Source organism: Mastigocoleus testarum BC008, from assembly GCF_001456025.1.
In the GTDB taxonomy this organism is placed as follows: domain Bacteria; phylum Cyanobacteriota; class Cyanobacteriia; order Cyanobacteriales; family Nostocaceae; genus Mastigocoleus; species Mastigocoleus testarum.
Window position 1 is genome coordinate 24,917 of sequence record NZ_LMTZ01000002.1, and the last position, 24,025, is coordinate 48,941.

Here is a 24,025-nt window from a genome sequence, read left to right on the forward strand (position 1 = left end):
CCGCAACATAATCGCAAAATCCCTCTCTTCCACCCAGCGACCTTATTCTGGTAAATCCTCTAAAACTTCCCGCGCTACCCCAGCCGCATATTCATCCTTATACTCAACAAATATCTCCAACGCTTGCTGCAAATAATTTCTAGCTTCTGAGTAATTCTCCTCTGTTTGTGCGAGCATTCCTAATGCTCCGTAAGTTCCAGCACACTCATAGCGATCGCCATATTCAATTTTAATTTCCAGAGCATTTTGATAATAATCTCGTGCTTGCTGGTATTCGCGCAATTCTTGGGCTACCCTTCCCAACTGGTGGTAAGTGTTAGCAGAGCCATAGCGATCGCTATATTCGATTTTAATTTCCAGAGCATTTTGATAATAATCTCGTGCTTGCTGGTATTCGCGCAATTCTTGTGCTACGATTCCCAACTCGTGGTAAGTTGTCGCTATCCAGAGTTGCTTATCCCTTTCTTCTACTTCTCTGAGTTTTTCATATGCTTCTAAAGCTTGTTTAAAGTTTTTTTCTGCTAATTCATACTGTTTAATATCCAAATAACTACTACCATTTCTGTGGAGTGCAAATCCAATTTGATAGCCAATCTTACTTTCTAAGAACTCAGGGGGGAAATTAGATATTTTTTGACATAGTTGTGCTGTAAATTTAGCTCTGTTATTCGGATCGTTAATTAGTATAAAATAATCATCTAGACAGAAAGAAATATTAAAATCTTCCTGCTTCTCTAGACAAATCTGCAAGGCATTGTATAAGTTTTCATATTCTAATCGACAGAAGTTAATACCTAACTGTCTTTCTTGCGCATTCTTAGAATTCATCAATAGTTGGTAATCACTAGCTAAAACTCGATAGTGATTTTTAAACCCTTCCTGTAATGCTTCGTGGGTTGCTCCATCGATTTGTGCTAATTTTGCTTTTAAAAAGAAGGGGAAAACAGGTTGAATTTGTAATAATTTTTCTTCTCCTGTAAAGGGAGTAGAAGGGATATCGGAAAGCAAACCCCAATTAATTGCTTCTTGAATCGCCTCATCAAACTTATCAAAATTATAATTCTCAAACGGCTCTAACTTCTGCAACTCCTTAGCATAATCAGGAATACTAAGCCGCAAAATAAACCCACTAAAGGGAGCCAAACACAACAATAACTTCTGAGCATCCGGCGATAAATTACTATGGGAATATTCCACACATTTAAGAATGCTCTGGGTCTTATCTTCACTACCGGTATCTAGGTTAATATCTGCTGCTTGCAATTTCGCTAGAATCTCCTGGGGTGAGAGATTTTTCAAGTTCGCTAAAACCACTTCCATTGCGAGGGGATACCCGGCTAAAAGTTCCATTAATTTCTGAAAATCCCCATCTTCGCGAATCTTAGCTATCTTGCGCTCATTACCTACATTCCGCTCTAAGATTTTATTTGATAATTCTGTTCTTGCTTGCGGATCTAAACCTTGCAATTTGTAGATATTTTGTTTAAAAGCACCTTTTAACCAACTTTCATCACTGCGGGAACCCAAAATCACCCGCGTTTTTCCATCAACTAACTGGGTTAAAAAATCTTGCAGTTGCTTTTGCTCGTCTGACGGTAAAGTATTTTGAATTGCTAAAGCTTGTCCCGTCACCGACTCCAAGTTATCCAAAATCAAAACGTAGGGTTGGGATTTCAGTTTTTTGAGTAATTTCTGTACCTGTGCGGTTAGGTTCACGGCTTGAAAATTAGCAAGTTCAAATCTTCCATATAACCGCTTACTAATCTCAAACACTATTTGTGTCAGCGTCCAAGCTTTTTTGTCGTAACCAAAATAAAATATATCCGGGGAGAAATTAGTTGTTTCCCACCAACTGCACAGATAATTTAATAGGGTGGTTTTCCCCGTTCCTCCCATTCCTTGTAACAGTAAAATATTATGACGGAACAAAGCCTTTTCAATTTTCAAAATTTCTAAATCCCGTCCAATAAAGCCATATTCGGGGGGTGTATATTGACTTTGATATGAACTTGCTAATTTTTCAAAATACTTTTCTTCTTCCTCGGGTGTAAACTTCCCCAAATTCAAATTCACCTGTTGGTTACTGTAAACCACAGGTAAAAGCCAATCTTCTAAATCGATATCTGTATTAAAATAAGCTTTGCGCGTCTTACTATTAAATAACTCCCTTCTCCCCAAACGTATCGCTTCCGTTATCTTCTTCCCCTCAAATAATTCTTTATAAACCTGTTTCATCATCAACTTAGCAGCGGAAACAGTTACCGAATACCCCATTGCTACCACCATTTCCATTCCCGCAGTCATTAACCGACTACCCAAACTAGTTTCACGGGAATTTTCTTCTGTTTCTCCATCACTTTTTACCTGCTTCCCCGACTGACAAGCGTTGAGGATACATACAGGAATCCTTTTCCCGGTAAGTAAACTTGCTAATTCCCCTGCTTCCACCGGATCGGCTTTTCCCTTACTTTCCCCGTCCAAAAATAAAAATGCTTTTACCCCGTCATATTCTTGAATATCTTCCCGTCCCCACCTTGTGTTGTAGGTATAGCGGTTTCGTCTCATCCCTTCTTGAATATCTTGATATCTCATCAATGCACCATGACAATCAAAATGTATGAAATGATAATATCCCGCACCTTTTTCTTCCAAATGTCGTTCTAAACTTTCATAGGTACCTGGACGCAATAAATCCACATTGACAGGTAATTCACTATTTTGAATCACCTCAATTAAAGGACGGGAAATAGTACGATAACCCACATCATTTTCTTCGTTCGGTCGGGAAGTTACCACCAACAAGTTAATAACAGGTGATTTATCTATATTTGCAGGTACTGATGCTGCTTTCGTAACTCGCTTGCGTACCATCACGCAATCCACAGCCAAAGGTCGTGGTAAATCCTTGTCCCGCATAGCTTCCCAGTGTAAAGCGTGAAACTCGGGACTATCGCCAACTATCTCAATTTTTACCTCTTTGAGATTATTCCGCAGTTGACGATAATAACTATAAGCATCAAAATCGGTCTTAAAAACCTGTTCAAATAAACTTTCCCCATAACCAGCAACACTGTTTTTAGCAGCTTCAGCCTTCCTCCCATTTAACATAGGGTAAGTCAGCCATTCTTCAAAATACCATTCCAGTCGCTGTTCTTCCTCGGCTGTGAAAGGATCGGTAATATTAATAGAGTATTCACCACCATCACCACGATCGAAAATTAAACGTGCTGTAAAACCCGTCTCTGTTTTTTCCGTTTCCCGAATCGTGATGATTGACATACACTAAACCTGTAGGTGCTAATAATATGATGACAACAATTAAAGTGTCGAATAAGTTGGTGGACAAAAATATTTACCGTCATTGCGAACAACGTGTTCGCGGAGCGCGTCCTCAGCAATCCCAAGCTCCTGTGATTGCGTCATTTCGCTTTGCTCCATATGCGCTTTGCGCACGCTATGCTAACGCAATGACATTGTGTAATTAATTCAGTCCAACGACTTATCAAGCTTCTACTACACAGTCAATGATTGTGAATTCGGATAAATTAAAAAAGATAAATTCAAAAGGATAAATTTAAAGAAATAAATAAAAAAATTCAACTCCAGTAATTCAGGAGTTGGGCAAAATTAATGAAACATTTTGCGCGATCGGGTACGGAAAATTATTTATGTATTCAATATCGATTTATATTACCTTTTCTTAGAATAGCGCTAAGTCTTTAGGCTAGGACATTTATGAGCCCTAAAACCTATGATTAAGATACTTTTGGTCCCCGCACACGGGTCTGTTTTGTTAGCATTTTAACGGAGCAAGCTGTTAGCGTTAGCGTGACTTTAATCATACGCGTAGCGCCTTCTCAGCGTGTCCATAGGACGGACATATTTTGACTTTTGCTCGCCTTTGGCGCGGTCTGTTTTGACTTTTAACTTGCCCATAGCGCCATATTTTACCTTCTTTTTTTCCTCTTCTTCTTGTTTTTTCTCTCATTCTCTTTTTGGATGCTCTGGAGGTGAAACTTATAATCACCTTTTTGAATACCTTTACCAGTAATTACAAGTGCAGGGATCAAAAATAACAAGAGTGCTTCCCAAGGAGCCAATGAAACACTAACAGCAAAACAAATACCGGCTATCGAACCAGACAAATAGCGTAATTCATCCCTGAATTTCGTAAAGAAATACAGGGCTACCAAGGTCATTACAAGTGGAATCAGAAAAACAAACGCCATGTTAGCTTCACTCTGAACTCACAACAAAATTCTCATGCTAAAAAACCCGTTCTTGAAGAACAAGTTAAATTTTTATTAAGCAATCGTAAGACATTCTACATCTTCAAAGTTGTATTTACAAGTAAAGTTGTAAACCATACAACTAAATGACCAAAAACAACTTTAAGCTTTGTTATATTAACCTATTATTTCCTTTTTAAACTCTCTAAATTCATAAGACTTACTGCATGATAGTAGTGGATTTTTTAATCTGTAGATTCAATCATGCTGAACATACCGCAACTCCTAGCTAGCGAACTAGAACTTCAACTAAGACAGGTGCAAAACGCCTTAGAACTTTTTGCTGAGGGTGCAACAGTTCCTTTTGTTGCTCGTTACCGCAAAGAGCAAACTGGTGAAATGAATGAAGTACAATTACGTTCGCTTTTAGAAAGGTATACTTATTTGACCGAACTTGAGGAACGCAAAGCTGTAATTCTCAATGCGATCGCTTCCCAAGGAAAGTTGAATGATGAACTCAAAGCGAAAATTGAATCTTGTTTGCAAAAAACTGAACTTGAAGATTTATACTTACCCTACCGACCAAAGCGACGTACCCGCGCAACCATTGCGAAGGAAAAGGGTTTAGAACCTTTAACAGAATTTATCAAGTCATTGAACATAAAAAATGCAGCTTCTGTTTCCCTTGATGAAGAAGCTGCTAAATATATATCTGAAGATAAGGGAGTGAAAAGCGCTGAAGAAGCACTTAAGGGAGCTGGAGATATTCTAGCGGAAGAAATCGCCGAAAAAGCAGAATTAAGAACATATTTGCGAGAATATCTCCTAGAAGAGGGGATTTTTGTCTCTCGCATCAAGGACGAACATCCCGAAGGGACGACAAAATATGAGATGTACCGCGAATATCAAATGAGGGTTGAGAATATTGCTTCCCATAATATGTTGGCGTTATGTCGGGGTGAAGCGGAAAAAATCTTGAGTTTTGAAATTTCCTTCGATGAAGATCGAGTTTTAGCTTATTTGGAATCACGAGAAATTCGTTCTTCCCTGCGTCAAATTCGTAATTTTTATCAGATGACTATCAAAGATGCATTTAATCGTTTGATGAAAAATTCTTTGATTGGTGAGGTGGTAGCAGAGAAGAAAAAAGAAGCTGATATTGAATCCATCAAAACCTTTGAAGCAAATTTGCGAGAATTATTACTTTCTGCACCAGCAGGGATGAAACCGACTTTGGGAATAGATCCGGGTTTTCGCACTGGTTGCAAAGTTGCAGTATTAGATCGAACCGGTCAATTTTTGGAATATGAACCAATATTTCCCCACAGCGGAACCCAAAAACGTCAATCTGCTGCTGCTTTTGTTGACAAAATTATTAAAAAGTATCAGATCGAATTGATTGCTATTGGTAATGGTACAGCTTCACGGGAAACCGATGAGTTTGTTGGGGAAGTTTTGCAGAATATCGATAATAAACCCATCAAAGTGATGGTTAATGAGTCCGGTGCATCTATTTATTCTGCCAGTAAAGTCGCGATCGCAGAATTTCCCGAGCTTGATATTACGGTGCGCGGTGCAATTAGTATTGGTCGTCGCTTACAAGATCCCCTCGCAGAATTAGTAAAAATTGAACCCAAGTCCATTGGGGTGGGACAATATCAACACGACGTCGATCAAAAGATGTTGAAGAAAAAGTTAGCCGAAACTGTAGAAAGTTGTGTGAACTATGTTGGTGTCGATCTAAATACTGCTTCTAAGGAACTCCTGACTTTTGTTTCGGGAATTACAGCTACGGTTGCGAATAACATTGTGACTTACCGCAACCAAAATGGTGCTTTCAAAAATCGGCGAGAATTACTCAAAGTACCAAAACTAGGACCGAAAGCATTCGAGCAAGCTGCAGGTTTTTTACGAATTCGCGATAGTGATAACCCATTGGATAACACAGCAGTACATCCAGAAAGTTATTCTGTAGTTAAAGCGATCGCCTCAGATTTAAATATTAACCTCAAGCAAGTTACCGAAATTTCAAGCAAACTGAAAAAAACAGACTTGAAAAAATATGTCACCGACAAAATTGGGGAACCAACACTAAGGGATATTATTAACGAATTAGAAAAACCCGGAAGAGACCCCCGAGCCGAATTTAAGTATGCAACCTTCAAAGAAGGAATCAAAGAAATTTCCGATCTAAAAGAAGGAATGATACTTGAAGGTATTGTCACCAACGTTGCTAATTTTGGTGCATTTGTTGATATTGGCGTTCACCAAGATGGTTTAGTGCATATATCCCAACTTGCAAACAGATTTATTAAAGATCCCAAAACAGTAGTTAAAGTAGGTCAAGTAGTTAAAGTTAAAGTACTAGAAGTTAACGAAAAACTCCGACGCATTGGTTTATCGATGAAAGCGGTTGATTGATTTGGTAATGGGTAATGGGTAATGGGTAATGGGTAATTGGTAATTGGTAATTGGTAATTGGTCACTCATTACTTATTACTCATTACTTATTACTTATTACTTATTACTGTGCGCTTACGCACCCCGCTGCGCTAACATTAATTAATCACTTTGTCCCAAACAAACTTGCTCATAACGACGAGCAGCACTTTCCCAAGTAAAGTCTTTTTCGATTAATTTTCTAGCATTATGTGATAATTCAGCCCGCAATTGCGAATCATTAAAAATACGACTAATTGCACTGACATACTCACTGGGTTGATTTGCTCTTAATGCTCGTATCGGTACATTAACCCCATCTATTTCTAAACCTTCTAAACCGCGATCGCTAGCAACTACAGGTACACCAGCAGCCATAGCTTCCAAAGTTTTGTTTTTAATTCCAAACCCAGTCCGCATCGGGATTACGCACACTGCAGACTGGTGTAGATAATCTACCATTGAGGGTACGCGTCCAGTGACATTAACCCCTGGTCTTTCTTGGAGAGCAAGAACCTCGGATGTGGGACGGGAACCAACGATATCAAACATTGCATCTGGATAAGTCTTTTGAATTTCTGGAAAAACTTGATTTGCAAAGAAATTAACAGCATCAATATTTGCCAAAATATCCATTGCTCCAGTAAATATTATCCGGTGTCCTTGAGGATCTTGGAGACGAAATGGAAAAGCAACTAAATCTACACCATTAGGTATAACTGCAATATCTGCGTTGGGATTAAGCTCTTGCAATTGATTTTTATCCTCTTGCGTAGTTGCAACAATCGCCGCAAACTTTGAACTGTAACGTTTTTCGTAACGATGTAAAAGTGGCAAATTAATTCGATCTCGCAGCTTATTTTCACAGACGTCCTGTTTTAACTGATTCAGACAAGTACCATATACAGAACTATGAACATTTACCAAAGTTCGGACTTTTTTCTGAAAATCTGGACGCACATATATCTCATTTACGCTGTGTTCGCAGGTAATTACGTCACACTTAAGCGAACTAACGAAATTATCTATCCAGTCTTGCATTTGTGGAGAATAACGGTTTAATACACTTGGTGGAGTTCCATTTTGGACAAATTTTGCAAATCTTTGAGCTTTTTTCAGTATTCCTCCGGTAGTCCCACTATCTGCTGGACGGTTAAAAAGAACTAAATTATCGACGAAATCCCGCAATCCAGCAATATCTGATTCTGGAATTCCAGGTTGTTTTTGTGTAACTAAAGTAACGTTATGCCTTTTACTCAAATATTTGAGCAAATAAAATGTTCTTACCTGAGTTCCCCCTAAGGTTGGTGGATATGGGAATGTGGAAGATAACATCAAAATATTCATGATTTTAATATTTAAATTACTAATAAGTATTTGAATAAATTAGGAATAAAATAAAAAAATTGAATTCAATATTTGTTGAATAAATATAAAACCAAAAGCTATCAAACTAATTATCAGCCACTCATCATATCCAATATTTTTTTGTAAGTCAATTTTTAAATATGAAGCCTGAAAATCACGGAGATGAAATCATTTAAAACAGATTAATTATTGTATAGGTAGCAAGGATAAATCACTTTATCGTAGTAATTTTATGATAAATATTTTTATGATGTGATCAATAATAAATAATGAAAATTATTGATTTTTACTTGAGCAAATAAATAATAAAGTAATTAAATGAAACTATTTCTATTTTTACTTGAAATAGGCTTTGCTCCTCATTCCAATAACATCTGAAGATTCTGATTGCGATCTTTACTCTTTTAATTCTTAAACTCTGTTGGCTATAGGCTCGTAGCAGCTATTTATCTTAGTTAACTATCAAAATATGATTAAGCCTAAAACAACGCTTAATTTTATACTTTCTAAGTACTACTGATTGGTTTGCTTTTAGTACATATGAACTTGTAGAAGTCGGGGTATATAATGTAGGATAAATCACTTCATCCAAATAATAATCGTTGTATTATTTCGAGACAAGTTTAATCTGTTAAGAACATGTTTAATAAACTTCATCTAGCTTGACGTAGTAATTAGCACTAATCTCGCTACTATAGAAAAGGTGCGTAAATTCATTACTAGGACTTACGCAAGATGAGAATGCAGATTTGCTTTCCATATCCTTTGCATAAAGGAGGTTTTGTGTAAGTCCTAATTCCTTTGAATTATAAATATCTTGACTTAGATACAAAAAGATTAACAGTATGGAAACAAACGACCATTTAAAATTTATACTTAAGTTATTGGGATGCAAAAATTATCGCTCGAGGTTGAGTGCTAGCGCATTCAACAGTTTTAAGAATAAGAATAAAATATGTCAAGATTTGGGCGATCGCGAATTGATAGACTATACTCGCGAGATTGGCTCAGCTAAAATTCTACCTGCTGGTCAAGCTTTGTTAAAACTAGATCTTGCGGAATTACCGATCAAAGACAAGGAACTTAAAGTACTTAAAAGGATTGATCAAGCTTCAGGTGCAATTACTCCCGGTCAAATCAAAATATCATCCCTCAGAACCCATCGGAGAGATGCAATATTGAAGTCTCTGAGTGAAAAAGGATTGATTGAAGTTGAAACTAAGGTCAAGAGACAAAGAGCAGAAGTTTGGTTAACTGAAAGAGGAGTTGAATATTTACGGGATGATTACAACCCACACAAAGGTAATAATCCTGTCATTAGCTTAGATTTATTAAATAATTATCTACGATTTTTACGGAAAACTTTATCTGTTAAGCCTGTACCAGAAGATACTTCAGAAAGTTTAAATTCAGAAAGTTTAAATTCAGCAAGTTTAACTTCAACAACTTTAAATTCACAAAGTTTAGTCCCAGATTCTGCAGCGAAAAAAGTTACAGATATCAGTGACGAGGAAATTTTACAAACTATCCAAAACTTAGATCGGGAAATAGGTACAGAGAATTACTTACCAATCTTCCATCTGCGAGAAAAGTTACAACCCCCTTTGTCAAGGGAACAATTAGATAAAGCACTTTATCGCTTGCAAGGAAATGACCAAATAGATTTTAGTACCTTGCAGGAAGCTAATGCATACACTCCGGAACAAATTAATACTGGAATACCTCAAAATGTTGGTGGTCCGTTGTTCTTTATTAGTCTTAACTAGGACGATACTTTCCCTTAGTATTCACACTCTTTTCATATTTACATTATTTTCAGACTCACAGTTAAGTTCGTGACTCTCATTTATTTGCAGCATGGTATTTATCAACGACATAATTAAACGTGAGGTTAATCCTTTTGACCTAATAAATTTGAAACCTGGTGATTTCTGGGAGGAACAACAGGACTCAACACAGATGGTTGAGTCAATTCATCAAAAAGTAATAACAGAAATTGAAGAATATCTTGACTTAGTAGCTAAAGATAATCGCAGTCGCAGTCTATTACTTTTAGGTGATTCTGGTTCCGGTAAAAGTTATTTATTAGGTCGGGTAAAACGCACTCTCAACCCCAAAGCTTTTTTTGCTTACATTGGACCTTGGGCTGATAGTGATTATATTTGGCGTCATATTTTACGCTCCACTGTTGATAGCTTATTACGAATTCCCGAAGGTCAACAAGAGTCTCAGCTAATGTTATGGCTGAAAAATTTATCTGCATTTACTAGAGGTAAGTCAAAGGATAAAATTTGGCAATTATTACGCAGCGATCGCCGAAAATTTATCAAACACCTCAAAGAAACCTACAAACGAGCTGCTCTTTATAACTCAGAGATTTTTTTTGGTGTACTGCACGATCTTACTAATCCAGAACTATACGATTTAGCTTGTGAATGGTTACGAGGAGATGATTTAAGCGAAGAGTCAATGCAAGCTTTAAAGGTAAAAAATTGTATTGATTCAGAAGATGCAGCAAAAAATATTTTAGCTAACTTTGGTAGAATTTCAGCCCAAACTCAACCCATAGTTTTATGTTTTGACAATTTGGATAATATTCCTCGTATCGCAGATGGTTCTGGGGATTTCCAAGCTTTGTTTAATGTTAATACAACAATTCATAATAGATATCTAAAAAACTTTCTGGTTATTATCAGTGTTATTACTAATACTTGGAGACGTATTTGGTACCGGATTGAGCAAGCTGATAAAGCTCGGGTTGATAAAGCCATTCAGTTAAAACCTATTACACTAAAACAAGCAGAGGGGCTTTGGTCTTATCGACTAAAACCTTTACATCAAGCAGCTAACGATGGAAATTATTCTGAAATTTTTCCATTAAACCGAAAATTATTAGAAGAAAATTATCCTGGTGGTAAAACTCGACCGAGAAATTGTCTCATTCTTGGAAGACAGGAATATCAAAAATATAAACTCTCATTGTTAGAGGATAAAGTAGATAATAAAATACGTGAGCCTGAGGGAAAGCGTTCAAAATCACCAACAAATAACGAACAACAAATTTCCCGCGAAGAGGTTAATAAAGAAAAAACTCATCAAGAAGAAACTAATAAACAACAAACTAATAAAGAAAAAACTCAAAGTGATTCCAAAAATACTTCTCAAACTTCTACAACTCCAAAACCACCAATAGATGATGATGAAACCCAAGGTACAGACAGAATTCAGGCAGAATTTAAATTAATTTGGCAAGAAGAACTGAAAAAAACTCAGGGTAAAATTAGTAAAATAAGTTTTTTGGCTGCACCTGACCTAATCAGAATGTTGCAACAAGCTTTAGAAGCATTGCAAATGAAATCTGTAAAACCAAAACTTATAAGTGGTAAGTATGCTAGTTACTCTTTGAGTTATCAACACCCTAAAAAAGGTGAAAAAATAGGAATAGTTTGGACAGAAGATGCTAATATGGTAAGCTTCTATAATATTATGAATGCTTCACAAAAAGTCATTCAAAAACAAGCTTGTCAAAAACTATATCTAATTAGAATTAGCGGTGTAGGAAATTCAAGGCTGAAAGGGAATCAAATCTATCAGCAAATTTTCAAAGGTAATCAAAAACAGAATATTCATCTTAAACCACATCTATCTTCAGTTCATCAATTAGCCACATACTATAGCTTAGTAAATTCTGCTCATGCTCAGGAATTAGTTGTTGGAGGTAAAACGATTCATCCAAAAGAATTACAATCTTTGATTCGTGAATCTACAATTTTAGAAAAATGCACTTTACTCCAAGATTTAAAGATTGTCTCTGCTCAAACAGAACCTGAAGAAAAGGGAAAAGTGAGACGAGATTTACGACCAGTGAAGGATTATTTGTTAAATTTAGTTATTACCCAAAGTCTTATGGGTGTAACAACTTTAGTAGAACAATCTATCAATCGGTTTTCTGATGTGAGTGAAAATGATACTTTACTCTTAATTGAGCTATTACGTAAGGAAGGTAAAGTCAAAATTCTTAATCACAAAGCAAAGTTACAAGATCAGTTAATTTGCTTGGTGACTTAGAAAGTTTAATATCCAATCAAGAGAATCAAAAAACAAATAAATATAATAAGTAAATGCAATATCTAATTCAAGCCAATGAAATAAAAGCGCAAATTGCTAAATTTAGTTTGGCAAAAGTGTTGTGGCTAGATACAGAAATTGCTGATTATTGGACTGCATACCCACGTTTATCTCTTATTCAAGTTTCATCCGACTATACAGATAATATAGGCGAATCTACTTGTATTTTGGATGTACTAGATAAACCCGAGTTAGCAGAGGAATTTATTAAGCAAATAATGCTTAATCCTCAAATAGTAAAAGTATTTCATAATGCCAGCTTCGATTTAAAATATTTAGGTGGAAAATCTGCAAAAAATGTTATCTGCACTCTCAAAATAGCGAGAAAAATTACCAAACAAGTTTTACAAACATCTAATTTAAAACTTAAAACTTTAGCTGTAGAACTATGTCACTTTTCCAATGTAGATACAGAAGAAGGACGAAGCAATTGGGGAAAACGTCCTCTTTCTCAGAAACAGTTGCAGTATGCGGCTATGGATACAGTTTATCTCGCTGCTGTACATCTTCGCTTACTAGAAGTTTCTAAACCCGATGCTGTAAGGGAAATTTTTGATATGGTCAGCGAGTCCAATAATCCCATAAGCAACTCAAAAACCAACTCGGGAAACCTATCTTTGAGTCCTACTAAGGTTAGAGTTGCTTTTGAGTGTCCCCGTCTTTTTTATTTAAGTCAATATTTTGGTGGTAGAACCTTATTTTCTCCACCAGATAAAATCGCAGGTATTGGTAGTATTTTCCATCAATTGGCTGATAAGTTCGTAAATTTAGCTGTTTGTGAACCCCGATTCCAAGAAATTTTTCACCTTGGAGGGTCGCAATTACAGATTGAAAAAGTTGCTCTCGATATGCAACAGCTTTTTTATCAGTTAAAATTTTCTTCCTACCTAGATCGAGTCATTGCAAAAGATCCGAGTAAAGCTCCAGCACTACTACGACTTTGGGAGGGAATTCAAGGATTAATTAAACGTTTTGCAGCGTTATTAGTCACCAACCGTAATTACTGTAGTGCAGAAACTGTAATTCGCAACACTTTTATTACAGAAAAACGTCAGCTTGAGCATTACTTTAGCTTACCTGATGGTAGCGAGCAAAGGGTAGTAGGAGCATATGATTGTTTAGTTTTCAATTTTGAACGCAAGCGTCTCGGGGTATTAGAATTTAAAACCTATCAACCTGTAGATCCGTCTGCACAGTTAGCCCAGGTTGCACTTTATAGTTACATGTTATGGCACAAGAAAAAGGTTGCTGTTGATGCAGCAGTTTATTGTGTTTTACCAGAATTTAAAGAATATCAATATACCTGGGAACAACTGGAAAATACCGTACATCAACTAATTCCCTATAAGTTACAGCAGATGGGACAGTGGTTAAACTGGGAAGCTCCTCACCCCAATCCACCACCTGAAACAACTCAACTCCATCTGTGTGATATTTGTCCTCAACAACAAAAGTGTCAAAGTTATTTTTCAGCAGAATCTTTAGATCGAACTCAAACTACTGATGTGGAAGACCCACATGTTTTCTCTTCCCAGAAGCAAGATTTTCTAACACAAAGGGAGTTTACAGAAAATTACACCACAGGAAATAAATTTACAGAGAATAAATCTACAGAAAACAACTCTGCAGAAAATAATTCCACAAAATATGAATCAATATCTTGGGATGTTGATGCTACAGGAGAAGAATTGGTCAACACATTAGAATCCTTCGGTATTGGTGTTGATTATCAAGGTGTGGCGATCGCTCCTGCTTTCATTCGTGTGAAGTTAAAACCCCATCTGGGTGTAAAGGTTATTTCAATTCTGAGATTATCTGCTGACTTACAGGTACATTTGGGTTTAGAAAATCCACCTTTGATTACTCCCCAAGCTGGATATGTAAGTGTTGATTTACCTCGTCCGGATAGACAAATAGCCGAATTTACAAATTACGTTCAAAACCAATCTTTATCACCGACAGTATCTGTAAAAATAGCAATTGGAGTGAATTTAAACGGGAAATTAATAGAAGCAAATTTATCTGACCCCAATACCTGTCATTTTTTGGTTGGGGGTACAACTGGAAGTGGTAAAAGTGAATTTTTGCGATCGCTTCTCCTAAGTTTACTTGTTCGTCATTCTCCAAAAAATCTGCAAATAGCTTTAGTCGATCCGAAAAGAGTCACATTTCCAGAGTTTGAGGGTATTGAGTGGTTACATTCACCAATTGTCAAAGATAGCGATCGCGCAATCGAATTAATGGAAGAGTTGGTAGAAGAAATGGAATTACGTTACCAAAAATTCGAAACTGCAAGATGTGCAGACATCAGCGCTTATAACCAAAAAAACTCTCAACCATTATCTCGCATCGTTTGTATTTTTGATGAATATGCCGATTTTATGGCAGAAAAAGAGATTCGTAAGACATTAGAATTGAATATTAAAAGATTGGGTGCAATGGCTAGAGCAGCTGGAATTCATTTAATTATTGCTACTCAACGTCCCGAAGCCAAAGTTGTCACCCCAATTATCCGTTCCAATTTACCGGGAAGAGTCGCTCTACGTACAGCAAGTGAAGCAGATTCCTGTATAGTCCTAGGAAGTAAAGAAACAGCAGCAGCTTATTTATTGGGAAAAGGTGATTTACTGTATCAAAGTGGTAGCCAACTACAACGCTTACAGAGTTTACTTGCAACTAATATCCACTTTACTTAAAGTTTATGACCAAAATCCTTTTGTTCTGCAAGCAGAATAAAAAGATAGTGAGTGGTAAGTAAAGTTATAACTTTGAATAAATATAGCAATCCTAAATCATTTGTGAAAAATAATTATGTATAAAAATTTAGTGGGAATACCTCACTAACTACTCGCTACCGAGCAAGATAATCATATTATTTATTACTAACATTTTCATCACTCATTTAGAATTGCTGTATTCTTCAGATTTTTTCAACAAAGATAACTATGAATCTTAAAGGAAAGAAGATTAAAATTAAATGTTAAATTTTCCAATTGTAATTGGTATTATTTATTATTCATCACTGAAATAAAAGTCAAGGAATCATGATTTAAGATTAAAAGCATAAAATAATACATCAATCAAGTAAATCAAAACAATTAAGTAGAGTAAAGAGGTTATTTATACTAAGTCAATATCAGAAAAAATTACAAACAATAAGTAATAAAATTGACATCTATTTGTTAAATAAAAATTTTGTTACCCTATCCCTATTATCGAGAAAACTCTCAAATTTCTTCATAATTGTTGGATTTGGAGGCTATGCTCTCACTATCAAATTTAAAAATTTATCTCGACATACGGCTAAAAGGACACTACGAATAACAGTAACCTCATAAAAATAATAAGATTCCATCCTCATCAATAGTAAAATTATCAAAAATAAAAATGCTGTAAAATTTACGTCGTTTCAACTAAATATATCGTCATTACAGCATCAAATGCATAAGTTAAAATTCATAACACTTATATATAAATGTACAGCAGTTAAACAATTATTGATTTATTGATTCGTAATCATAGAAATTTTATTAGAAAGTATTCCAATTTCTTAGTAGAAAAATAAATTATGGGGAGTGAATTTACTACCTGTAGTACGGTAAAAATCTCAACAAAATTATTGAGTGAAATCAAAAGGTAAGATAATTCAAAATTATAAATAACACAACTTCATATATTCATAAGCTCTATAAATTTTACAAGTAATCTTTTACATTTATGATTAATCCTGAAAATCTTCTCGAATTAGCAGAAACTGTGATTTACAGTAAAACAAATATCTATTGTAGCGATCTACAAAGGGGTATATTAGTCACGACTTTAAGAGGAGAGCGCAAAACCTACGAGCAACTAGCAGATGAATACGGTTATTCTGCCAAATACCTCAAACAAGATGTTGCTCCTAAATTGTGGCATTTACTTTCGGAAGCTCTGGGAAAAAAAGTGACTAAGTCAAATGCTAGAGCAATCCTGGAACAAGAAATGCGTCGCAATCAAAATTCTTCATCGTTAGAAATCAAGCAGTCAGCTTTCAATGCAATTAACCCTTTAGCAGTTAATGAAGCAACTACCTCCTCATTAAGAGCAGCATCTACCTCTGAGGCAAAATTGCAAATACTAACTCATGCCAGCATTCTACTGGTTGATGATAAGCCAGAAAATTTAAACTTATTATCCAACATACTCGAAGAGCAAGGCTATGAAGTTCGACAAGTGAATAATGGAAATTTGGCGTTACAAACAGCTTCTTTAGCAACTCCAGATTTGATCCTATTGGATATTCGCGTACCAGAATTAGATGCTTATAGTATTTGCCAAAAATTTAAGAGTGATCCAAAAACTCAAGATATCCCAGTTATTTTTGTTACTGCTTTAGATGAATCCTGGGATAAAGTTAAAGCTTTTTCTATTGGTGGTATTGACTGTATCACCAAACCATTTCGAGTCGCTGAGGTCTTAGCAAGGGTCGAAAATCAACTTAGAATTCAAAAGTTTCAAAAGGGGTTAAAAGCCGAAAATACGCAGCTTCAAGAAGCTAACCAGGAATTACAACGACTGGTAACTTCCGAGAGCCTAACTCAGATAGGGAATCCTTATAAATTTGATGAGTCTTTACTTATAAATTTAGAATATCCCGATAATACTGTTTCTTTGGATTCTCCCTTTTATATAACCCGTACTCCTAGCGAACAACTCAGCTGCGAACAAATTCTGAAACCAGGAAGTTTAACCCGTATTCAAGCACCTCGGAAAATGGGAAAAAGTTCTCTGTTGCTCAGAATTATGAAATTTGCTCAACAACAGAACTACAAGACAGTAAAAATAGACTTTCAGGAAGCAGATCGAGCAGCTTATACGAGCTTAAATAAATTTTTACGCTGGTTTTGTGCCAATATAGGTCGTCAGTTACAATTACCACCTCTCCTTGATCAGTATTGGGATGAGGAAATGGGTAGTAAAGTAAGTTGCGGAATCTATTTTGAAGGATATCTATTAAAGCAAATAGAGACTCCTATAGTCTTAGTTTTAAACGAAGTAAATTTAGTTTTTGAATATCTCAATATTGCGGAAGAATTCTTATCTCTTTTATGCTTTTGGCACGAAAAATCAAGGCAAAGTATCGAATTTCAAAAACTACGTTTAGTTGTAGCCCACTCTACAGAAATTAATCTATCCCTAGATATTAATAAATCTCCATTTAATCTAGGGTTACCAATAAAACTGTCAGAATTTAATTTAAAGCAAGTTCAAGATTTAATTAAGAGACACGGACTAAATTTGATAAGTGAAGATAAAGTTAAACAGTTAATAGACATGGTCGGGGGACATCCTTATTTAGTACGTATTGCTCTCTACCATTTGGCTCGAAAAGAAATAACATTGGAAGAATTCTTAAAACAAGCTCCAACTCAGGGAGGAATCTATGGAAGGATTTTACGTCATCACTGGGAAATAATACAAAAAAAACCGGCACTGTCAACAGCATTAAAACAGATATTAATGACGAACGAAAGTATAAGTTTAGAACCAATTCTTAGTCATCAACTAGAAAGTATGGGACTTATTAAATTAGATGGCGATCGCGCTTATATTTCCTGTCAAATGTATCGTCTTTATTTTAATAATCAATATCAACAAAAGGAAAATACACTTTAAATAAATTTAAATAGGATAAATAACTATTAATTAATTAAATTAATATATAAAATTTATATATTGTAGCCCTAATTATTCTTAGTAATTTTGTAGGTTACGAATTAGCCTATCAAGCACAAAAACTTTATTTTCGTTATTACTCCAAGGCTACAAGGACTATTTAGCTAAAAAGGCTAATGTAAAATATTATTTTCTAAGGAGTTTGGGTTATATAGCAGTTTCCATTTGAATCAAATACATTTTATATTCCCATTCTGTAGAGACGTTGCATGCAACGTCTCTACAAGGTGTCATGCACTCAACCGAAAATCGCTATATAGTGGTGGTAAGTAATAATAGTAATCACAGTGGTAGTGAATTTTTATATCACTAATCGTTACCACTACTAATTACTCACAAAAACTTCCACCATTTTCCATACTTAGTTTTGACTTTTAAATCCCATTTTTTCTCTTATTTCATCATATTTGGCACGTACTGCCCGAATATCCTGCCACATTAACCACTTAGGACTACCTTTCTCCCTGGATGGATTACGTAACAAGTAAGAGGGGTGAAAAATTGGCATACATAATCTGCCTTCCCATTCCATCCAGGTTCCGCGTATTTTGGTAATTCCACGTTTCTCAGCTGTTAAACCTTTAACAGCAGTAGCACCAGTAAGCAGAATGATTTTGGGATCTACCAAACGGATTTGTTCTAAGATATAGGGCTTGCATGCAGCAATTTCTTCAGTGGTTGGAGTGCGATTATTGGGAGGACGACATTTGGCAATATTGCAAATATAAACATCTTTTTCCGAGTCCAAGCGTACTGCAGCCAAAATTTTATCAAGTAGCTGTCCGGCTCTACCAACAAATGGTAAACCTGTTTCATCTTCATTTTGACCTGGGGCTTCTCCCACAACTGCAATTAATGCTTTTTGATTTCCACGCCCAATTACTGCGTGTTTACGGGTACTCCCTAAACTACAACGGTGACAACTATTGCAATGTTCAGTGATTTCTGTCATATTTGCATAGGTGCCACTGGGGATAGGAATCTTAGCACTAGTGGGTATGAGTTCTTTATCTTGTGGATTGGAATATTGAAAGAGAGTTAATTGATTATCGCTGCTCATGAATCTTTATAGATTTATTTAATAACTTTGTGGGGATGCAAAATTTATGATTTACGCCTTATGTGAATTGGAAGCTGAAATAACGTAAATTCGTGAAAATAATCACAAACGTGATTTAAGCCAATTCTTGAAATCCTTGATATTACAAGGCTGAATTTAACTCACATTAGCCATTATTTCGAAATCGAAATATTTATGGCTTCAAACTATTCATGAATTAATTTATACGCTAGTAATACTGGAATTTTTACCATCACAGCTAAAAATATCTAAAATACAAATATCTAGAAACTTAAAATTATCATACTTTCAGCTTTTAATTCTATTTTGAAAATATTAAACTTAAAAATATTAAACTTAAAAATATTAAGCTTCAAAAATATTAAAATTAAAAAGCATCAAATCGCAAACAAAATACCTATATATAGGAATCCGATTTTATTTATGAAATACTTTTCGAAGTAGAGAACAGGTAATGGGGAACAAGGAACAGAAATTGTACTTTTAGCGGTTAGCGTTAGAAGCATCTACGATGTTAGCGACAGCGTGACTTATCCCGCGTTCTAAGCGTAACGGTTTGGACGCATCTAACGACGAATGCACGCGGCTTGACCGTTAGCGTAGCAATGCCGCTGTAAGGCTTAACCGTAGGTAGCGCAGCTATGATTATTGCATACTGTATTAGGTATGATTTTTAAGCGCGAAGTACAGGCTGCGTCAACAAAAATCAAATATGAACCCCATAGAATGTTACCTATGTAAATAGCCCATACTTTTTTCATACTTCTATAGATTTGTAAATTAATTGCTTCAGGTAAAAATCAATCATCATAAAATCAATATTAAAGTCGATAATACTAACACCCTTTGTGCTGGGGGAAAGATGTCTGATGCCCCACTTTTTGCTACTCGTGCCGATGCCGGTAAAAAATTGGCATCGGTGGTTGATGACCTTTTAACCCAGCAAATTAATACTTTCGGAGAAACCCCTAGACCAATTGTCTACGCTTTACCACGGGGAGGAGTTCCAGTTGCTGTAGAGATTTCACAATATATAGGCTGTCCTTTAACTATTATCGTATCCAAAAAGATTGGTCATCCAGAGAATCAGGAACTGGCTATTGGTGCTGTGACTGCAGCAGGAAGTATTTTGTGGGCTCCCTCTTACAGATGTGAATTTAATTATCCCCAATGGCAAAAAGAGGCGCTAGATGTAGCTTTAAAACAAGCTAAATTTTTAGAGGCACAACTAATTTCTGTTTGCCCAAAGGTTAAACCCAAGAATTCGACACTTATTTTAGTAGACGATGGTATTGCTACGGGAATGACCATAGCTGTGGCAATTAAAGCTCTGCGAAGACTCTGTCCACGAGAAATTTGGGTTTGTGCTCCTGTTGCACCGATGCGATTATTACCTTACTTACGTGAATGGTGCGATCGCTCAATTGTTTTGGCTGCGCCACAATCATTTTTTAGTGTCAGTAATTTTTATGTGCATTTTCCTCAAGTGGAAACTGATGTAGTTCGAAGATATCTACAGCAACAAGATTAGTTTTAAGAAGTAATAAGTAATAAGTAATAAGTAATAAGTAATAAGTAATAAGTGATGTAACTGTTAACTGGTAACTGTTAGCGCCTAGCGGTTAGCGGCTCACTTAAGCGCGCCCTGCGTGACGTTAGTCAGAGGCTTTGCCGACGCCGCAGGCTCCAGCGTACCTTAGGTATTGCGTGCGCGGTCTAGCGTAAGCGTACTGTAAGTATTGCGCATTAACTGTAGCCCGTAAGGGCGTGCCGTTAGCCATAAACTGATAACTGAATTTTCTTTACTTTTACTTTCTAAGTGTAAATAACTGTAAATGTAACGATAATATTTACGTAAATATTCTACAGTCAAAAATGTTTCTAAAAAAGGTGATTATCTCGATATTTTTCTTTTAAAGAACGGATATTAGGGATGTTGCCCCTACTCTCATTTCAGTAAAATGTGAATATAATCTCACTAAAAATATTTATTCGTAACTAACTATATGTTTCCTAACGAACAAAAAACTCAATCGAACCCTTTGAGCCCGAAGTTTGAAGGCTTTTTTCTCGAAATGGTTATGCCCCGATTAGAGGGTAGATGTAGCGAACTGGTAAAAAATATACTTGGTGATGATTGGAATGTTAAACCAATTGGCGACAATCTGACTGAATTTGAAATTACCCTTAATGATGATGCTTTATCAGTAAAAGAAGCTTGGGATAAAACTTATGAATTGCGATCGCAACCTGGTGTCATTGATGTAGAACCATTGTTTGCTGTTCCACTTCCCGAACTTACTAGCTGGGATGTATCAATACCTGACTTGGGAGATTTTTTCGATAATCAAATTGAACGAGAAAGTGAAGATGTAAATTGGTGTCTTAAGCAACTTCGAGTATTTGAAGTCTGGAAGAAGTATTTCCCCGATCCCAATAAACTACCCGGACATGGAATAGTTGTAGCTCATCCCGATACAGGTTACACCAATCATCCAGAAATTATTGATAATTTACTTCTGGAAAAAAGTTACGATTTTATTGAGAAGGATAACAACGCCACAGATGAACTGGAAAGACCATTCGGTCAGCTAATCAATAATCCCGGTCACGGTACATCGACTGCAAGTGTGATCGTTAGCAATCAAGGTAAAGAAGCTAATTATTCCAATCAAAAATATGTTACTGGTGTCGCGCCTGGTGCAAAGGTACTTCCCTTAAGAGTTTCCTATTCTGTGGTACTTTTGAGTGTCCGCAATCTGGCACAGTCAATTGAATATGCGGCAGATAATGGCGCTCACGTAGTTACAATTAGCATGGGAACTGCTTTTCATAATCAACGTTTGCGAAGTGCGATTATTTATGCTCAAAAACGGGGTATGATTATTGTTGCCGCATCTGGTACGTTAATTCCCTACGTGGTATTTCCCGCCGCATATGATGAAGTAATTGCTGTTACTGGTAGCGATATTCGGCGTGAAGTTTGGTGGGGTGCATCGCGAGGAAAGCAGGTTGACGTTACTGCTCCGGGTCATTTAGTTTGGTACGCAAAAAGTGATAGAAAAGATAAGGGGGTCGAACACAGGATAGAGCAAGGTTCGGGTACTTCATTTTCTGCGCCGTTTGTTGCAGGTGTAGCAGCGTTATGGCTTTCCTATCATGGACGAGACAAATTAGTTGAACGCTATGGTGCGGAAAAAATTCCTTTTATTTTCAACGAACTTTTACGGGATACCTGTGACAAATTCCCCACTTGGAAGCCCAATCGATTTGGATCGGGTATTGTGAATGCAGAAAAGCTACTCGCTGCACCTTTACCAGATAATGTTAATGGATCGGTTGTTTCTCCTGCTTTAGCGTTACAGCAGCACAGTTCCTTGGACAGTGGTAGGTTAGATGCTTTCATGCACCTATTTGAGTCCCAACTATCAGATACTCAACCTGGAGAATTTGCATCCCCTGATGCATTTTTAAATAGTAATCTGGCAGAATTACTACAAACGTTCTCATCAGAATTACCGAATAAATTAAAAGAAGTAGGACAAGAATTAGCTTTTGATTTTGCAGTTAATCCAGATTTGTACAAACAATTTACTGAATTATTACATAGCAATAAGCCATCACCAACTGGTCAATCAGAAGGTAGGAAAAAAGGGGAACCCGACAACAAAAAACCTATACGTGAAACCTTGAAGAAGAAAGGAATTTCCGATATTTTGTTTAATAAACTTTTTAATTGGGGCTAGATTGGCGGTTTTGAGAAATATAGGAATTTAGGATTGGGAAGCGTCTCTGAAAAAGTTAACTTTGTGAGACGCATCTCTAATTAAATCGGACATTATGTATTCTTTAAGTTACAAATCTGTTATTGTTCTTTAATCACTCTGGTGAAGTAAAAATATCAGACAATTTTTTGACTAAATATGGAGATAAGCTTAAGCACCTGTACCAACAGCAAATAAATCCGACTCTTCAGAATTAGATTCAGCAAGCTTGACGGATGCTTCAGTTAATGAAATATTCCCAGTTACATCACTAAGAAACTTGTTGTTTATCAAATCAGAGAAAGTGCTAATATCAGTAAAACAATTCTCAACAACTTGGTTCGCACAACTAAGCTTTTCCTCAGTGCTATTCCCAGTAATTTGATAGCTGAAACTACCACTAAAAATCACAATAGGAATACTTTTATTCTTCTGATTTAAAGCCGCTTCAGTAATATTCAAAGCCAAAGGAGCCCGTTGCAATTTGTACATCAAATTCAAAGAAGCTCGCATTGCTACTTCCCCTTCATCTTGCCAATCGCCAGGAGATAGAAGCTTGTCAGTAATAAATCTGCGTCCAGCATCTTCTTGTGCAAAAGCCACAAAACCCCTAGGATTGATTCCAATTCCCTGAAAATCTAAGCCAGGCAATACTTGGGTATATTTACGTGTAATTTCGGGTATTATAACCATGTCATCTGTTTTTTTGGTGATACCCTCTGCAAAAATTACCCGATGAGGTTCAGCGATGATATTCACACCATTTTTAAAGCTAAATCTTGCCTCGTTATTATTTACAACAGGTTTCTTTGCAAACTCCCATTCCCCCGGAATAATTCCACTGTATTTAAGAAAATCTGGACTTAAGATAGAAGGTTTAAGATTTTTAGCAGCAACTACAATAACCAACTCTTGAACGGTTAATGGTTGATTCATCGGCTTTCCTTGTAAAGTCATGTAACAGTTTCTCTTTAGTCTTCCTACTGAAAGTGATTTAATATACCAGAAATTCCTTGTTTAGTATGGCAACTAAAGATGAAAATGCCAAGTATGTTAAATGATGCTGATGATATGGATTGTAGGTAATACCAATTTTCTGGTTCTACGCAAAAATACATCACTACAAAAGTTGATAATTTTTCTGAGACGAGATTTTTGCAGCAGATTTAGGGCATACTACTTTGAGTTGCTTGAATAAGAAATAGATAGTTTGATAAATTTCTTATTGAAGCTGTGCAGAATTTGTAATTATAACAATACTCTCATTCAGAATAAAAATAAAGTAAAGACGTACCACCAAT

General features: G+C 36.1%; 12 protein-coding genes. 7 read left to right on the plus strand and 5 right to left on the minus strand.

Features of this window, described 5'->3' with window-relative positions:
• Nucleotides 1-42 precede the first annotated feature (42 nt).
• Both BC008_RS01170 and BC008_RS01180 read right to left on the minus strand, forming a co-directional pair.
• Nucleotides 43-3,279, minus strand: a complete 3,237-nt coding sequence (locus tag BC008_RS01170; protein ID WP_058182973.1) for a tetratricopeptide repeat protein — start codon at nt 3,277-3,279, stop codon at nt 43-45.
• Between the two features lie 668 nt (nt 3,280-3,947).
• Nucleotides 3,948-4,229 carry a hypothetical protein gene (locus BC008_RS01180; RefSeq protein WP_063800729.1) on the minus strand — a complete coding sequence of 94 codons (282 nt, stop codon included), beginning with the start codon at nt 4,227-4,229 and terminating at the stop codon, nt 3,948-3,950.
• 264 nt (nt 4,230-4,493) lie between these two features.
• On the opposite strand from BC008_RS01180, the gene BC008_RS01185 reads away from it, so the two are divergent.
• Nucleotides 4,494-6,650 carry a Tex family protein gene (locus tag BC008_RS01185; protein WP_027846237.1) on the plus strand — a complete coding sequence of 719 codons (2,157 nt, stop codon included), beginning with the start codon at nt 4,494-4,496 and terminating at the stop codon, nt 6,648-6,650.
• Nucleotides 6,651-6,791: 141 nt separating this feature from the next.
• Here BC008_RS01185 and BC008_RS01190 read toward each other — a convergent pair whose 3' ends face one another.
• On the minus strand, nt 6,792-8,015 hold the full coding sequence (locus BC008_RS01190) for a glycosyltransferase (RefSeq protein ID WP_027845300.1): 1,224 nt from the start codon (nt 8,013-8,015) through the stop codon (nt 6,792-6,794).
• Between the two features lie 866 nt (nt 8,016-8,881).
• Here BC008_RS01190 and BC008_RS01195 point away from each other — a divergent pair.
• The 4 genes from BC008_RS01195 (at nt 8,882) to BC008_RS49225 (ending at nt 17,819) form a co-directional block, all read left to right on the plus strand.
• Nucleotides 8,882-9,802 carry a hypothetical protein gene (locus tag BC008_RS01195; RefSeq protein ID WP_027845299.1) on the plus strand — a complete coding sequence of 307 codons (921 nt, stop codon included), beginning with the start codon at nt 8,882-8,884 and terminating at the stop codon, nt 9,800-9,802.
• Nucleotides 9,803-9,893: 91 nt separating this feature from the next.
• Nucleotides 9,894-12,104, plus strand: a complete 2,211-nt coding sequence (locus BC008_RS01200) for a P-loop NTPase family protein (RefSeq protein ID WP_027845298.1) — start codon at nt 9,894-9,896, stop codon at nt 12,102-12,104.
• 53 nt (nt 12,105-12,157) lie between these two features.
• On the plus strand, nt 12,158-14,860 hold the full coding sequence (locus BC008_RS01205; RefSeq protein WP_027845297.1) for a DNA translocase FtsK: 2,703 nt from the start codon (nt 12,158-12,160) through the stop codon (nt 14,858-14,860).
• A 1,021-nt stretch (nt 14,861-15,881) separates the two neighbouring features.
• The gene (locus BC008_RS49225) at nt 15,882-17,819 is read left to right on the plus strand and encodes an AAA-like domain-containing protein (protein WP_058182975.1); all 1,938 of its coding nucleotides are present in this window, start codon (nt 15,882-15,884) and stop codon (nt 17,817-17,819) included.
• 421 nt (nt 17,820-18,240) lie between these two features.
• On the opposite strand, the gene BC008_RS01215 is transcribed toward BC008_RS49225, so the two are convergent.
• Nucleotides 18,241-18,939, minus strand: coding sequence for a uracil-DNA glycosylase (locus BC008_RS01215; RefSeq protein ID WP_027846911.1), 699 nt, complete (start codon nt 18,937-18,939; stop codon nt 18,241-18,243).
• Between the two features lie 883 nt (nt 18,940-19,822).
• Between BC008_RS01215 and BC008_RS01220 the strand changes: the two genes are divergently transcribed.
• Together BC008_RS01220 and BC008_RS01225 are read left to right on the plus strand one after the other, a co-directional pair.
• Nucleotides 19,823-20,491 carry a phosphoribosyltransferase gene (locus tag BC008_RS01220; protein ID WP_027846912.1) on the plus strand — a complete coding sequence of 223 codons (669 nt, stop codon included), beginning with the start codon at nt 19,823-19,825 and terminating at the stop codon, nt 20,489-20,491.
• A gap of 475 nt (nt 20,492-20,966) precedes the next feature.
• On the plus strand, nt 20,967-22,706 hold the full coding sequence (locus tag BC008_RS01225; RefSeq protein WP_027844646.1) for a S8 family peptidase: 1,740 nt from the start codon (nt 20,967-20,969) through the stop codon (nt 22,704-22,706).
• Nucleotides 22,707-22,895: 189 nt separating this feature from the next.
• Here BC008_RS01225 and BC008_RS01230 read toward each other — a convergent pair whose 3' ends face one another.
• The gene (locus tag BC008_RS01230; protein ID WP_058182976.1) at nt 22,896-23,681 is read right to left on the minus strand and encodes a hypothetical protein; all 786 of its coding nucleotides are present in this window, start codon (nt 23,679-23,681) and stop codon (nt 22,896-22,898) included.
• Nucleotides 23,682-24,025 lie beyond the last annotated feature (344 nt).